The following is a 15,508-nucleotide window of genomic DNA, read 5'->3' as shown; positions in this document are numbered from 1 at the left end:
AGGCATGAACCATTTAGGCTCCGGGCACGTCCTCATGAACAACCGGCAACCCAGCCGGCCGGACGAACCTATGACCGACAGCGCGAAACCGTAAGACACACAGACACGCAATACGGCACATTCGCCGCCAACCGGCAGCAGACAGCCGGCCTCGAAAGATTTTTTTGAGGAAGAGCCCCGAGCGGGAACGTTTTAGGGCTGGTTGGATGTTGACCCTGGTACGACAGCTCGTCGAGCTAGAGAAGAGGCGACGTGACTACTGTTCTGACCCCCGCGAGCCCGCTGACGGCCGGCGATCGCTGCGACCGTTGCGGCGCCCAGGCATACCTGCGCGTCGTCCTGGTGAGCGGCGGAGAACTGCTCTTCTGCGCCCACCACGGGCGCAAGTTCGAGCCGGAACTCAAGAAGATCGCCGCTGAGATACAGGACGAGACGGAGCGGCTGACGGCCGTTCCCGCCGCCGTCGAAGAAGAGCGCTGATACCTCGGATACACGACGAGCCAGCTCCGGCACAGGCCGGTTGACGGGCGGAGCCCCTGTTCTCAGGGGCTCCGCCCGCGCTCGTATGTCAGGAGGCGTCCGGCGACTGCGCCCCAGGCGACCGTCGGCAACCGCCCAGGAAGGCCGTCAGGAGCCGCCTGACGGCCCCGCATGCGCCCGGGTCGCATCGCCCCACCCCAGCGCCCGTACGACGTCGGACACGCGCGTATAGACACCAGGGCTGCCCGGACGGCCGCAGCCGCTCCCCCAGGACACCAGCCCGATCAGTTTGCCCCGGGCGACCAGCGGCCCCCCGCTGTCTCCCTGACAGGCGTCTCGGCCTCCGCTCTCCTCCCCGGCGCACAGCATGGTGCCGGGAAGGTAGGTACCGTCGGAGCTCCCCGGGTACGCCCGTTCGCACAGAGCGTCGGCCAGCACGTGCACGCGGGCGGCCCGCAGACTGCGCGCGTAGTCGCCGCCACCCGTGATGTCCCCCCACCCGTACACCACGGCGGCCGTCCCCGGCTCGTACGCCGGATCGCCGACGCCTGCCATGGCGACGGCCGACCCCTGCGGCAACGGCTCGGAGAGAGTGAGCACGGCGAAGTCCCCGGAGTTGCTGACACCGTCGTAGTCGGGGTTCACCCAGGTCTCGCGTACGGCGATCTCCTGGCCCTCACCGGAGAGAAGATCCGTGCGGCCCGCGATGACCTTGAGGTCGCGGACGCGGTCCGGGGGCGCACCCAGCGCCTCCTCGCCCAGACAGTGCGCCGCGGTGAGCACGGTCTCGCGGCCCACGGCCACACCGCCGCAGAACTGCCCCGCGCGCGTACCCCCGAACCGGTCACGGCTGGACAGTGCCACCGTCCACGGACTCTCGGACACGTCGACCGGATAGCCTCCGACGATGATGCCGTCGGCGGCCGCGGGGGCGGCGGACACCAGCGGTATGGCGGTCGCGGCGGCCACCAGAACCAGCGGCCGGGCCAGCGCCCGAGCGATGCGACAACGCATGCACGCTCCTCACTCCAGGGTGTTGATCGGACACCCAGAGTCATCCAGAGCGCGGCCACCCGCAGCACGAAGGCCCGGCTCCCACTCGGGATCCGGGCCTTCGACGTCGTACGACTGCGACCTAGTCGAGGTAGTCGCGCAGCACCTGGGAACGCGACGGGTGGCGCAGCTTCGACATGGTCTTGGACTCGATCTGGCGAATGCGCTCGCGCGTGACGCCGTACACCTTGCCGATCTCGTCGAGGGTCTTCGGCTGACCGTCGGTGAGACCGAAGCGCATGGAGACGACGCCCGCCTCACGCTCGGACAGGGTGTCGAGCACGGAGTGCAGCTGCTCCTGGAGGAGCGTGAAGCTGACCGCGTCGGCCGGGACGACGGCCTCGGAGTCCTCGATGAGGTCACCGAACTCGCTGTCGCCGTCCTCACCCAGGGGGGTGTGCAGCGAGATCGGCTCTCGGCCGTACTTCTGGACCTCGATGACCTTCTCCGGGGTCATGTCGAGTTCCTTGGCCAGCTCCTCCGGAGTGGGCTCGCGGCCCAGGTCCTGGAGCATCTGACGCTGCACGCGCGCGAGCTTGTTGATGACCTCGACCATGTGCACCGGGATACGGATGGTGCGGGCCTGGTCGGCCATGGCGCGGGTGATCGCCTGACGGATCCACCAGGTGGCGTACGTGGAGAACTTGTAGCCCTTGGTGTAGTCGAACTTCTCGACCGCGCGGATCAGACCGAGGTTGCCCTCCTGGATGAGGTCCAGGAAGAGCATGCCGCGGCCGGTGTAGCGCTTGGCCAGGGAGACCACCAGACGGAGGTTGGCCTCCAGGAGGTGGTTCTTGGCGCGGCGGCCGTCCTCGGCGATGATCTCCAGCTCGCGCTTGAGCTTGGGGGCGAGCTTGTCGGCGTTGGCCAGCTTGTCCTCGGCGAACAGACCTGCCTCGATGCGCTTGGCGAGTTCGACCTCCTGCTCGGCATTGAGCAGCGGGACCTTGCCGATCTGCTTGAGGTAGTCCTTGACGGGGTCGGCGGTGGCGCCGGCCACGGCGACCTGCTGGGCGGGCGCGTCGTCCTCGTCGTCGTCGGAGAGGACGAAGCCCTTGTTCTCAGCCCCCTCCTCTTCCTCTTCGCCGGGCTTGACGTCCTCGATGACCTCGTCCTCGGCGACCTCGGCGTCGTCCTTGCCGCCGGTCGTCTTCTTGGCCGCCGTCTTCTTGGCGACGGTCTTCTTCGCGGCCGTCTTCTTGGCGGTCGTCGTCTTCTTGGCGGCGGCCTTCTTCACGGGCGCCTCATCGTCGACGGCGGCTTCGGCTGCGGGCGCCGCCGGGGTGGCGGTGGCGGTGGCCTTCTTGGTGGTCACCGTCTTCGCCGCGACCGTCTTGGTGGCGGTGCGCTTGGCCGGACTCTTCGCTGCGACGCTCTTTCGGGTGCGCTTGGGCTCCGCGGCACTGACCATCAGCGTCACACCCTCTTCCTCGAGGATCTGGTTGAGGCTGCGCAGTACGTTCTTCCACTGAGTGGCCGGAATCTGGTCAGCTTCGAAGGCCCGACGCACGTCATCGCCGGCGATCTGCCCCTCAGCCTTTCCCCGCTCAATGAGCGCCATGACAGAGACGGACTCGGCGATCTCCGGCGGGAGCGTACGGGATGTGCTGGCCGACACGAACAACCTCTCGGAACGTTGGAAAACGGCTTCCGGCCCCGTCCGGGATGGACAGGAACCGACCACCGGCCGTGGGGATGGGCCGACGGTGCGGGCGGGGGCCGGGAAGATGCACAGCGCCTTGAACGGCGTCCGTATTCCCTCCGCGGCTGTCACCTCTTAGGTCATCGCTTGGTTCCCACGAGCGTTACGCCCAATCTGCGTGGCCCGAGTCACACCTCGTAAGGACTCAAAAACGGTCAGACGCGGGCAGAGGGTGTCGACAAGAGCCTCGACCTGGACATCTCGACGAGTCGCGCGGCCCTGTCGCGCCGTCGGACCCCGCAGCATCCCTGAGGATTCCGCGGGGTCCGACGGGAGGCGGTTCGCCGGCCGGGCGATGCCACAGGAGGGAAGAGGCGTACCCGGCCGTGCCGCCCATGGGGCGCGGTCAGTGCTCGCGCGGCGCGGGCACCACGCGCTCCACCTCGGGATGGACGGTGAGCAGCTGGCGCATGGCCATCTCGGCCGCCGCGCCGTCACCGGCGGCGAGGGCGTCGGCGATCCGGCCGTGGTGCGCCAGCGACGTCTCGGTCGGGCGGTCACAGCCGGTGACCGGGTTACCGGAGACCTGAAGGGCGGCCGAAACGATCCCGGACAGGTGCTCCAGCATCCGGTTGCCCGCGACCTGGATGAGCAGGGAGTGGAACTCGGCGTCCGCCCGGGAGAAGGTGAGCGCGTCACCCTGCGCCATGGCGTGACCCATGATCTCGACCATGTCGCCGAGCCGCTGCTGCACGTCCTCACGTCCGTGCCCGGCGGCGAGGCGCGCCGCGAGCGGCTCGATCGTCCACCGCAGCTCGCTCAGCTCACGGCGCTGGTCGTCGCGCTGCGGCCCGTAGGCCCGCCACTCGATGATGTCCGGGTCGAGAAGGTTCCAGTCGCTCACGGGACGCACGCGCGTGCCGACGTTCGGGCGGGCGCTGACCAGGCCCTTGGCCTCCAGGACGCGGAGCGACTCGCGGACGACGGTACGGGAGACCTCGAAACGCTGGCCGATCTCCTCGGGGACCAGCGGGCGGTCGGCGCCCAGGTCACCGGAGACGATCATCTGCCCCAGTTGCTGGACGAGTTGGCCGTGCAGTCCGCGTCCGCGACTGCCGGCGGCGCGCCGGCCCACGCGGCCCAGCTCCGGGTCCGCGACGTCCCAGGAGGGCGCTCCGAGGCGGTCCACGGCGGGGGCCTCCGCGTAGGGGTAGCGGTCGAGTTCGCCCGGGCCGGCGAGACCGGAGTCTGCGGAGCGGGCGGCGGTCATCATGGTGTGCGCAAGGGTACTCACGGATCCTTTGTCGGCGCCGTCTCCAACTCCCTTGAGGTCTTTGGTGAAAAGCACACGAAAGGGTGATCGCTCACCCCGTCGCAATTGACGCCTTATCGGAAAGAAATGGGCTTTCCGTGCGGAGTTGTGCGCAAAGGTTCACCCGGAGACCGCGGACGGTCGTCACCGGACCCTGCTGCGCAGGGTCGTGAGCACATACGCGCAGAGCAGCGCCATGAGTGACAACGTCAGCGCTCCACCCACGGGTTGAGCCACGACCCGTGCCACGGCCGACAGATAGCGCTCTCCACCGAAGGGCCACTGAAGCAGGAACACCTCGCGCAACCGCGCGGGAAATCCGGCGGCCGCCGTCCGCACGGACGCCCCCTCCAAGACCTTTTGTACGAGGGGCACGACGAGGACCGGTACGGCGACCACGACCGCGAGTCCGGCCGTGGTGGAGCGGAAGACCCCGGCGGCCAGGACACCGGCCCAGGCGCACCCGACCATGAGCCCGAGCCAACTCACGCTCAGCGACATCCAGTCGTCGGGAACCTCGGCGAGTTCCCGACCGTAGACGAGATAGAGCACTTCGGCATCGCAGCCCACGGTGAGGAAGGCCAGCAGCAGGGCGGTGGCAGCGGTGACGACGAGTTTGGCGGCGAGCAGCCCCAGCCGGCGGGGCACCGTGCCGCGATCCGCGGCCAGGGCGGGGTGGCGGAACTCATCACCGAAGGCGAGCGCCCCGAGCAGCCCAGCGCCGAGGGCGGCCGGTGGCAGCGGCATCTCCCGCGGCCATGCGGCCAGCAGACGCGGCTGTGGGGTGTGCCCGACGCGGGCCAGAAGTACGGCGGTGAGGGCGGAGGTGACGAGGACGGCGGCTCCGGTGAGGAACCCGGTGCCCACTCCGGCTGCGCGGCGCAGTTCGTAGCGCAGCGGACGCAACGGGCTGGGCGCCGGGCGGACGGCGATCGGGGGCGGCAGGGGGGACAGCGGATCCGCCGTCCTGAGAGCGTCGGCGGAGCCCGCAACGACTCGGGGCTGGTGCTCCCCCTCGCCCCTGTCGCCGGGCTGACCGGATGCACCCCTCACGGAAGACCCCGTGGGTTCCGTCGGGCCCGCGTCCGCCCGTGCCCCGCCGGGCCCGCCTGGAGCCTCCGAGGGAGGCTCTCCCGCTCCCGGACCCATGTCCCCGATCTCGTCGGCGAGTTGGTGGACGAGGACGCCGTACCGGAAGGCGGTCTCGCCGACGTCGGCACATGTACTGCCGTACACGGACAGGCGGTTGCCGCCCTCCCGTACGACCTCGACGGAGCGCTGAGAGGCGCGGGCCTCCTTGGCCAGCAGAGCCGCGAGACGGGCCGCGTGAGGGGTGCGGACGGCCACACGGGGCCGCAGTCTGGTCCGGGCGAAGTCCGCGACGTCCTGGTCCGCGACCAGCGCACCCTTCTCCAAGGTGACGACGCGGTCGGCGGCACGTGCGGCCTCCTTGGGATCGGCCGTGGTGAACAGGACCGTCCCACCCTGGCTCGCATGAGCCCGCAGCATGCCGTGCAGCCAGTGGCACTCTCGTGTGGACAGCTCGTCGGCGGGATCGTCGAGCACGAGCGTGTGCGGGTCGGAGAGCAACGCGCAGGCCAGACCGAGGCGCCGGTCCATGCCGCGCGAGAGGGTGCCGAGCCGCTCGTCGCGCAGGCTGACGAGGCCGACCACCTCCAGAACCTCGTCGGCCCGCCGGACCGGGACTCCCGCTGCGGCACAGAGCATGCGGAGATGACCGCGGACCGTACGGGCGGGATGGCCCGGCACATCCCCCAGGAGGACACCGACTTCGCGTGAGGGGTGGGCGATGCGGTGCAGGGGCCGACCTCTGAAGTAGGTGACGCCACGGCCCTGTTGCAGTTCGAGCATCAACCTGAGCGCCGTCGTCTTACCCGCGCCCTGCGCTCCCAGGAGTGCGGTGACACGGCCTGCGCGCGCTTCGAAGGAGAGGTCGTCGACCGCGGGCGGAACGCCTTTGCGGGAGTTGCTGGTCAGTCCGAAGGCCTGGATCACCCGTAGCAAGATAGCGCGCTATGTCCGTTTTTCCGGGCATCGCACGGCCCGCTCCAGAGGCGGCGAGAACCACTTCGGACCTCTGTTCGCCGTTCGGAACAGGGGTCGGCCCACGGCCGGTTCCGGCAGGCCTTCAGCCTCGGTTCACACTTCAGGGCGCAGCATCGGAGGGTTGAGCAAGGTGGCGCCGCCCGCGCGGAACAGCTGGGCCGGGCGGCCGCCCTGGCGAGTGGTCGTACCGCCGGTGGGGACCAGAAAGCCCGGTGTGCCCGTCACCTTGCGGTGGAAGTTGCGCGGGTCCAGAGCGACGCCCCAGACCGCCTCGTAGACGCGGCGCAGCTCTCCGACGGTGAACTCCGGCGGGCAGAACGCGGTGGCCAGGGACGAGTACTCGATCTTGGAACGGGCGCGTTCCACGCCGTCCGCCAGGATCTGGGCGTGGTCGAAGGCGAGCGGGGCGACGGGTTCGCCGTCACGGCCGTAGCCGCCCTGCTGCAACAGTTCCTCCACGGGCGCCCAGCGCACATTGCTGGCGTCGCCGCCCGCCCGGGGAGCGGGCAGGTCGGGGGCGAGGGCGAGGTGCGCGACGCTGACGACACGCATCCGCGGGTCGCGCTTGGGATCGCCGTAGGTCGCGAGCTGTTCCAGATGGGCACCGTTGTCCTGGGCGGGGACGGACGGGTCGTGGGCGCGCAGCCCGGTCTCCTCCGCCAACTCACGCGCCGCCGCCTGCGCCAGATCCTCGTCGGCCCGTACGAATCCGCCGGGAAGCGCCCATCGACCCTGGAACGGCGGTTCACCCCTGCGCACCGCCAGCGCGCACAGGGAATGGCGACGCACGGTCAGCACGACCAGGTCCACGGTGACGGCGAAGGGCGGAAAGGCTGACGGGTCGTAGGGCATGCGGCGATCATAGTCGTCTGCTTGACGATAAACAGTCCCTTCGTCCACCGCGTCAGAGGTCGTCCCAGTGCGGACGGTCCACACGTCCAGGACGTGCCCCGGTCGTCGTCCGACGCCGCGTCACACCAGGTCACGACCTCAGCTGGAGTCCGTCCGCCGCTTCCTCGACCATGGCCAGGCCGAGCCGGCTGACCCGCACCGAGAAGGGGGCGCCCCCGACCCACAGCCCGGTCAGGACGATCTCGCCGAGCGGTGCGCTGCGCACCGGGCGCAGCGTGACCGTACCCGCGGGGGCGTCGGGGCGCAGGCCCGCGAGGGTGGTCAGCAGCAGCACCCCGGCGGCGGCCGCCGTCGCCGAGGGGTGACAGGCAGCCGGGTGCGGAGAGGGAGCACTCCCGTCGGTGCGCTGCTCCCCCGCGTACATCTCCGGCAGCCGGTGGCCGAAAGCCTCGGCGGCCGCCAGGACACCCCGCAGCAGCGAGCCGACCTCCTTCTCGTAGCCGGCCGCGGCCAGCCCCGCCACGGCGACCGCCGTCTCCTGGACCCGGACGGCGCCGGCGCGGTGGCCGAACGGGTTGTAGCCCGCCTCCTTCACGCCCAGCCCGCGCACACCCCACCCGGAGTCCAGAGCAGGGCTGCCCAGCAGTCGGGCGAGTTGTTCGGTCTGCACCCTGTCGAGCAGCCCCGGGGCGAGGTCGCCACCGCCGAGCAGGCCGGTGTCGAGCAGGTGGGCGGCCGCGGCACCGAGCTGCGGCATCCGGCGGCCGTCCGGGGCACGGGCCGCTGCCGGCCGGCCGCCGCCGCGGTCCTCGACCCAGAAGTCCTCGCGGAACGCGGTCCGCAACTGCTGGGCCCACTGCCGCAGCTCCGCGCCTCCCTTCCTGCCGTACGCGTCGAGCAGGTCGGCACCCAGCAGCGCCGCGCGATGGGCATGGGCCTGTGTCTCGCAGCGGACCGGGCCGCCGGGATGCGGATCGCACAGATACGTCCCGTCGGCCACCGTCGTCCGCAGCCAGGCCAGACAGCGCTCGGCGGTGGGCAGCAGCTCCTCCGTCTCCTGCCGTGAAAGGCCCCATCGGCGGGCCTCCGCGAGCAGCGTGGGAAACAGCAGGGTCGCCTCCGTGCCCGTACAACTGGGCGGCAGATGCGGTCCGGCGTCCCGCCGTGGGCCGGGGATCATGCCCGACTGCGGCCCGGTGCCCTGGAGTTGCGTCCGGGCCAGAGTGCGCAACGTGCCCGCCGCGAGGCGCGTGCCCAAGGGCAGGGTCATCCGGGCGGCGGTGAGCGCGTCGGCCGGCGCCATGCCACAGCGCCAGGGCACTCCCGCCGCGAGATGGGTGTCGGCCGGATACGCCGGATCGCGCAGCAACAGGGAGTGCAGGTCCTCGACGCTCGTGTGCAGGAACCTGCGGACGCCAGGATGGTCGCCCGTCGCCCGCGCCGGGGCCAGCGGACTCGTGGCCGCACGCCCCGCCGCCCTGACCGGTCCCGCTCCGTCCACCTGCACCCGCAGTTCCACACTGGCCGTGCCACCCGGGGGCAGGTCGAACTCCCAGCGCAGCAGCCCCGCCGAGGCCAGTGCGTCCGTGGGCGGCGGGTCGGCCGTGACCGACGTGCTCCCGCCGGCCGAGGACCACCGCAGGCCCGAATCATGGACGCTGGCAGGCAGCTCGGGGCCCGCGCGGCCGGCCGCGATGGCGCCCAGATCGGCCAGGTCGGTACCGAGGGCGACCTCCACCGGCAGGCGCAACGGGCGGAGGGCCGCGCTGTGCAGCGTGATGCGTTCCGTGCCGTCCGCGTGGCGAGTGCGCTCGACCATGACGTCCGGGTCCGGACCGTTGCCGGGGGAGGCACGCACCGTTCCCACGAAGCGTGCCCGGTCCGCCGCGGTCCTGCGAGCCTGGACCGCGAGAGGTTCGCGCCCGGCGACCCGGACCTGGCAGCGCGAGAGCACACGTCGGCCCGCGCGGTAGAAGCCCTCCAGACCACGGCCGGTCAACTGCCCCTGGTCCGTGGAGATGGCGAGGCCGGGGAGCGCGACGCAGATGAGCGCGGTGTGGGCGGGAGGCAGGTCGGCAGGTCCCCGAGGAGCCGGGAAAGGGGCAGCCTGACGTCCTTGTGGGGCTGTCGGTACGGGGCGACGCGCCGTCGATGCCGACGCGGCCGGGCCCTGGGCCGCCGGGGTCGCGTCCGGGTAGGACCGGCCCGAAGGGGAGGGCCGACTTTGCTCCGTAGGAGGCGAGGAGGGGCGCTGACCGGTGGGCGGCGAGGATGATGGGCTCTGCTCGGCGGGGAGGGGCGGGCGTCGGGCGGTCCTCTCCCATGGGGACGAGCGTCGGCTCTCCCCGGCGGACAGCTGGTACCGATCGGTGAGTGGCGTATCCGCCTCGGGAGTCGGCTCGCCCGGGCTCCTGAGCGGCTCGGCCTGAGCTTGAGGTAAGCGGAGGGGTCCTTCCCGCGGCGGGTTGGCGCCTCCTCTCCAGGGCGAGGTGGCCGTGCCGAGAACCGGACGGTCGTCGTCGGCGGCGGAGGGCGGAGTCGGCTGATGCAAGGGGCGGCTTCCTCTGCGCGCTGTGCGCCTCGGGCGTGTGCGACGCCGGGTGCGGGGCTCCTGAGGGACAAGGGCGGTACGGCGGTACGGCCCGTCCAGGCGTTCCGCCACTCAGGTGAACGGGACGGACCACTGCGGGGTCACGCCCATCGCAGCGGAAGCCGACCGAATGGCGGCATGGCGGAGAGTGCGCTCCCAGCAGTCGGCTGAGGGCGCTCCGAACGTACCTGGCCAGGCCACATGCCCAGAGGGTGACTGTCCAACCGATCCTCGCCATGTCCCGCACTCCCTTCAGGGCTGCTCGCCCCGTTCCGGTGGCTGGAGGAGGGCGTCCGCACACGACGCCCGCTGTCGGCTCCCGACGCTGCGGAGTGGGCGCTCAGGAAAGTCACTCACGGCTGTTCCTCGCAGGCCTCGTCCGGCGACCGCACTTCTTGGGAGCAGGCGCTGCGCCGACGCGTGTCGAGCTTCCCCGGCGATCGTGGCTCAGTGCCCTGGCTCCCCGACGGCCGGGGACGCGTCGACCCCGACTTCGCGGTACTGGGGCGCGTGGCACTGCTCGCTCCGTCCCTTCGGCGACGTCGGGTACGCGCCTGCGGTCGCCCGGAGGGCACCTCGGGGTGTGCCGGTTCTTCGACTTCCGGGGCGGTTGACTCCCCGGCGGCCTCGCGGGCACGGGCCGTCCGCGCCTCGCGTTCCGTGCGCAGGCAGCGGCGGATGGACTCCGGGTCCAGCCCTTCGTTGCAGGCCTGGTGCAGGAGACGGGCGAAGAGATACCCGTGGTCGGCGCCCAGGGCCATGGCCAGGGCTTCCCTGGCCTCGATGTCGTCACCGGTGGACCAGGCGACCCAGCCGGCGAGGGTGAGCGGCGCCGCGGCATGCTCGCCGTACGGACCGACGCAGCGGCGGGCCAGGGCCCGCCAGAGCCGCAGAGCCGGACCGGCCTCCTCACCCTCCATCCACTCGGCCGCGCGGTCACGGGTCGTACGGTCCTGGAGACCGAGGATCAGCGTGGCCGCTTCTTCGTGTCCGAGGAGCGCGTCGTCGCGCAGGTCCGCCTGGAGGGCTCCGGATACGGGTGGGGCCTCGGCGAACCGCTTCATGACCCGCTCGGCGAGTGCGACCGTCTCCTCCGCCACGGCCACACGGTCGGCTTCGTCGAACATCCTGGGAACCTGCACCATGCTGGTCGCGTCCAGGACGATCTCCTGGTCCAGCACCGCGGCGGTCTCCCAGGGCAGCAGTCGGGCCCGCAACTCGCGCAGCGTGCCGCGCACCTGAAGCCCGGCGTATGTCGCCGCGGCGGCCAGTACCGACGTGCCGGGCAGGCCCATCGGAATCCCCTCGACGGGGCAGCATCCCTCGCTCGGGCAGCAGTACGACCAGAAGCGTCCGCCGGAAATGCACAGCGCCTCGATCACCGGCACGTCGAGCCGACCGCACTCCGTACGCAGCAACCCTGCGAGGCGGGTCAGCCGCTGCATGACCTGTTGTCCCGACTCGCCCTTCGCCGGTTCCTGACAGAGATAGGCGACCATCTGCTCGGGCTTGGCGCCCCTGCGCTCGCTGCCCGTGATCAGGCCGTGCGCCAGTTGCCGGGCGGCCGACTCCCAGTCGTCCTCGTTCGTGGGAATGCCGAGTCGGGCCCGCCCTCCGAACCGGCCCCGTCCGCCCCGGTCGTGCAGGGCGACCAGGACGATGCTGTCCTCCGGGCGGTATCCGAGCAGATAGGGCAGGGCATCGGCCAGTTCGGCGGGGGTTCGCAGGGTGACCTGATGGTCGCTTCCGTGTGTGTCGTACGTGACGCACTCGACATGTTCGGCGTGCTCGGCGTGCTCGGCGTCCTGGGAGCGCTCGCTGCCCGGGTCGCTCTGTCCGCGCGTCCGATATCCCTCACATCCGCCGATGTCATCGTTCCCGGCTGATCCAGTCGTTTCGCTGTGGTTCGTCATGCGCAGACGATCTCGCGGATCGCAAAACTCCGCTTGCCCCTGTGGATAAGTCTCACCAGGGACACATCAACCCTGGGCTGCGGCGTAGGCGGCAGCCCGCTGCCCGGACCTCTTCGGACGGCCGCCCGGCCCGTCTGTCAGTGGCGTCCTGTTGTATGGGACGCATGACGCACACGAGCAACGCGGAATTGCGAGCGGCGGCCGATACGGTCCTCGCCCGGCTCGTCGGGGACGACACCGGCTCCGCCCGGCTGCGCGAGGACCAGTGGCGGGCGATCGAGGCGCTGGTCGCCGACAAGCGCCGGGCCCTGGTCGTGCAGCGCACGGGCTGGGGCAAGTCCGCGGTGTACTTCGTGGCGACCGCCCTGCTGCGTGAGCGCGGCGCGGGACCGACCGTGATCGTCTCTCCCCTGCTCGCGCTCATGCGCAACCAGGTCGAGGCCGCCGCCCGCGCCGGTATCCGCGCCAGAACCATCAACTCCTCGAACACGGAGGAGTGGGACACCGTCCGGGCCGAGGTCGCCGCGGGCACGGTAGACGTCCTGCTGGTCAGTCCGGAGCGGCTCAACAACCCGGACTTCCGCGACAACGTCCTGCCGGAACTGTCCGCCGCCACCGGTCTCCTCGTCGTCGACGAGGCCCACTGCATCTCCGACTGGGGCCATGACTTCCGTCCCGACTACCGGCGACTGCGCACCATGCTCACCGACCTTCCGTCGGGCGTCCCTGTGCTCGCCACCACCGCAACCGCCAACGCACGGGTCACCGCGGACGTGGCCGAGCAGCTGGGCACGGGGACCGGCTCGGACGCGCTGGTCCTGCGCGGGCCGTTGGACCGCGAGAGCCTGAGTCTGGGCGTACTTCAACTGCCCGACGCCGCCCACCGGTTGGCGTGGCTCGCCGATCACCTGGGAGATCTGCCGGGCTCCGGGATCATCTACACCCTCACCGTGGCCGCCGCCGAAGAGGTCACCGCCTTCCTGCGGCAGTGCGGGCACACCGTCTCCTCGTACACGGGGAAGACGGAGAACGCCGAGCGTCAGCAGGCCGAGGAAGCGTTGCTCGCCAACAAGGTCAAGGCGCTGGTCGCCACGTCCGCGCTCGGCATGGGGTTCGACAAGCCGGACCTGGGCTTCGTCGTCCATCTCGGCTCGCCCTCCTCCCCCATCGCCTACTACCAGCAGGTCGGGCGCGCGGGGCGCGGTGTGGAGCACGCCGAGGTACTGCTCCTGCCGGGCCGCGAGGACGAGGCGATCTGGTCCTACTTCGCCTCCGTGGCGTTCCCGCCCGAGGAGGCCGTCCGCCGCACCCTGGACGTCCTCGCGCGCGCGGAGCGGCCGCTGTCCCTGCCCGCCCTGGAACCACTCGTGGAGCTGAACCGCACCCGACTGGAGATCATGCTCAAGGTCCTGGACGTGGACGGCGCCGTCCACCGCGTCAAGGGGGGCTGGATCGCCACCGGCGCTCCGTGGTCGTACGACACCGAGCGCTACGCCTGGGTCGCCAAACAGCGCGCCACCGAGCAGCAGGCCATGCGCGACTACGCCACGACGACCGGCTGCCGCATGGAGTTCCTGCGGCGGCAACTGGACGACGAGGAGGCCGCTTCCTGCGGTCGCTGCGACAACTGCGCCGGCCCTCGTTTCACGGCCGACGTCTCCCCGGCGGCCCTGGACACCGCGGGCGGCTCGCTGGCCCGTGCCGGTGTCGTCGTGGAAACCCGCAAGATGTGGCCGACCGGTCTCCCGGCCATCGGTGTCAACCTCAAGGGCCGTATCCCGCCCGGCGAGCAGGCCACTCAGGGCCGGGCACTGGGCAGGCTATCCGACATCGGCTGGGGCAACCGGCTCCGCCCGCTGCTCGCGCCCCGGGCGCCGGACGGCCCGGCACCCGATGATGTGGTCGCCGCGGTCGTCACCGTACTGGCCGACTGGGCCAAGGGGCCGGACGGCTGGGCCTCGGGCCGGCCGGACGCACCGCCACGTCCGGCCGGGGTGGTGACCATGGCCTCGCGCACCAGGCCGCAACTGATCCAGTCACTCGCCTCCAAGATCTCCACGATCGGCCGCCTCCCACTGCTGGGGTCCCTGGCGTACACGGACGACCTGGCGGATCTGTCCCTGCCCCGTTCCAACAGCGCGCAACGCCTCCGCGCCCTGAACGGGGCCATCACCGTCCCACCCCCGCTCCAGGCCGCCATCAAGGCCGCGGACGGCCCGGTACTGCTCGTCGACGACATGACCGAGACCGGCTGGACCCTCGCCGTGGCCGCCCGGCTCCTTCTGAGGTCCGGCGCGCAGGGGGTGTTGCCGCTGGTCCTCGCGGTTCGGGGCTGAGTCGGCACCACGCGAGGACGACCCGGGTTTCTGCGCACGAGCGTGCCGCGCTCGAACGTCCCATGCGTCGCATGTCGACCTACCGGGTAGGGATATAAGCAGCAAACCAGCCGATAAGGCTCGCTGGGCCCAATTGCTCGTTGCCGCAACCAAGTTCGACAGGAAGAATTGGGGTCCGCTCCCCGCACGGCTCGCCTGCGGTCCGGTAGGGCTCTGCTGCGGTGCGCGCTCCCCCGAATCAGACCCCGCCCGCAGTGTGGGCGCGTAGCCGAAGGGAGGACCGTGACCTTCGGATTCGCTCCGTCCTCTGTGGCGTCGACGTCGTCATCCGCCGACCTCTCCGCCGCATCCGCCAACCCTCTGGCCCGTATGCTCGAACCTGCGGAGTGGGCCGCCGCCGGAATTCCTCTGCTGCGCAACCCTCGCGAGGTCGTCAGCGGACTGCACACGCGGCATCGCCCCAAGCCGGCGACCGCGATCGTCGCGGTCCTCGACCCCGACGAGAGGCTGCGGGCGAGCGCGTCGTTCACCCGCCGCCCGGCCCCGGCCGACGGCTGGATGTTCCGCAACGTGCTGCTCGCCCAGCTGCGCCGGGTGATCCCGCACGATCTGCGGCGCCGCACGCCGGTGCGCACCGCCGTACTGCTCTACTGCCGTGACGGGGACGCGCGTTGGACCGAGGAGGACGGTGCGTGGATGTGGGGGCTGCGTGACGCCTGCACTCTGCATGGACTGCGCTGCGGGGCCTACATCACCCTGACCCGCGACGGCTGGCAGGTCCTCGGCGAGGGCCGCGGCGGCCGTCGCCCCAACACGGATTCCACGCCGGAACCGTTCGGCCTGTCCGAGGCACCGCCCCCGCTGCCCCGCACCGGCGGCGCCGCCTCGGAGGTCCTGCGCCGCGCCGCGGCCCGCTGACGCCGGCCGAAGTCGCCCGCGCGTCACGGGCCTTGCCGTGGCGCGAGAGCCGCACTCGCCGTGATGCGCGTCCAGGACCCCGCGCCCGTACGACGGCCCGCCGACCCGAAGCGGCGCTACGCCCTGATGCCGCTGGGAGCCGTGGGTACGCCGGTGAGCTCTTCCAGGTCATGGACGAGGCACTGTGTTCCCCGGAGAGGCCCCACGGCGGCGAGCGACGGCGAGAATGCCTCTGACGGCTCTGGAACGCGCGCCCGGCTTCCACTCCAGCCTCCGCTCACACGAAAGCCCCGCAGCCCTTACGGAGAGGACAGCCAGGTCGGGCGCATCCGCGCAGGCCGAAGT

The 15,508-nt window shown here is 71.4% G+C and carries 10 protein-coding genes; 3 read left to right on the top strand and 7 right to left on the bottom strand.

Translation table 11 applies throughout. The features are described from left to right. Positions 1 to 252 precede the first annotated feature (252 nt). A complete protein-coding gene (locus SLINC_RS33155) occupies positions 253 to 480 on the top strand; it encodes a DUF7455 domain-containing protein (protein ID WP_067440979.1) in 228 nt (75 codons plus the stop codon). Between the two features lie 147 nt (positions 481 to 627). Here the strand turns inward: SLINC_RS33155 and SLINC_RS33150 are convergent, their stop codons facing one another. The 7 genes from SLINC_RS33150 to SLINC_RS33120 all read right to left on the bottom strand — a co-directional run bounded on the left by SLINC_RS33150 (position 628) and on the right by SLINC_RS33120 (position 11,909). Then, positions 628 to 1,494: a S1 family peptidase gene (locus SLINC_RS33150; RefSeq protein ID WP_067440977.1), complete on the bottom strand. Its 867-nt coding sequence runs from the start codon at positions 1,492 to 1,494 to the stop codon at positions 628 to 630. Between the two features lie 121 nt (positions 1,495 to 1,615). Continuing rightward, the gene (locus SLINC_RS33145; protein ID WP_067445952.1) at positions 1,616 to 3,151 is read right to left on the bottom strand and encodes an RNA polymerase sigma factor; all 1,536 of its coding nucleotides are present in this window, start codon (positions 3,149 to 3,151) and stop codon (positions 1,616 to 1,618) included. A 430-nt stretch (positions 3,152 to 3,581) separates the two neighbouring features. Next, positions 3,582 to 4,469 (bottom strand): FadR/GntR family transcriptional regulator, encoded by an 888-nt coding sequence (locus SLINC_RS33140; protein WP_079164857.1) that lies wholly within the window; start codon positions 4,467 to 4,469, stop codon positions 3,582 to 3,584. 162 nt (positions 4,470 to 4,631) lie between these two features. Next, positions 4,632 to 6,503 (bottom strand): ATP-binding cassette domain-containing protein, encoded by a 1,872-nt coding sequence (locus SLINC_RS33135; protein WP_067440971.1) that lies wholly within the window; start codon positions 6,501 to 6,503, stop codon positions 4,632 to 4,634. A 144-nt stretch (positions 6,504 to 6,647) separates the two neighbouring features. After that, positions 6,648 to 7,406: an NUDIX hydrolase gene (locus tag SLINC_RS33130; protein ID WP_067440968.1), complete on the bottom strand. Its 759-nt coding sequence runs from the start codon at positions 7,404 to 7,406 to the stop codon at positions 6,648 to 6,650. A gap of 130 nt (positions 7,407 to 7,536) precedes the next feature. Next, positions 7,537 to 9,453 (bottom strand): glycogen debranching N-terminal domain-containing protein, encoded by a 1,917-nt coding sequence (locus SLINC_RS33125; RefSeq protein ID WP_182449319.1) that lies wholly within the window; start codon positions 9,451 to 9,453, stop codon positions 7,537 to 7,539. 896 nt (positions 9,454 to 10,349) lie between these two features. Continuing rightward, the gene (locus tag SLINC_RS33120) at positions 10,350 to 11,909 is read right to left on the bottom strand and encodes a DUF4192 domain-containing protein (RefSeq protein ID WP_067440962.1); all 1,560 of its coding nucleotides are present in this window, start codon (positions 11,907 to 11,909) and stop codon (positions 10,350 to 10,352) included. A gap of 164 nt (positions 11,910 to 12,073) precedes the next feature. On the opposite strand from SLINC_RS33120, the gene SLINC_RS33115 reads away from it, so the two are divergent. Further along, positions 12,074 to 14,245 (top strand): RecQ family ATP-dependent DNA helicase, encoded by a 2,172-nt coding sequence (locus SLINC_RS33115; protein WP_067440959.1) that lies wholly within the window; start codon positions 12,074 to 12,076, stop codon positions 14,243 to 14,245. Between the two features lie 282 nt (positions 14,246 to 14,527). Beyond that, positions 14,528 to 15,163: a hypothetical protein gene (locus SLINC_RS33110; RefSeq protein WP_067440956.1), complete on the top strand. Its 636-nt coding sequence runs from the start codon at positions 14,528 to 14,530 to the stop codon at positions 15,161 to 15,163. The last annotated feature ends 345 nt before the right edge of the window (positions 15,164 to 15,508 follow it).

Source organism: Streptomyces lincolnensis (assembly GCF_001685355.1).
GTDB classification, from domain to species: Bacteria; Actinomycetota; Actinomycetes; order Streptomycetales; family Streptomycetaceae; genus Streptomyces; species Streptomyces lincolnensis.
Note: the sequence above shows the minus strand (reverse complement) of the source record. Positions and strands in the feature narration are given on the sequence as shown.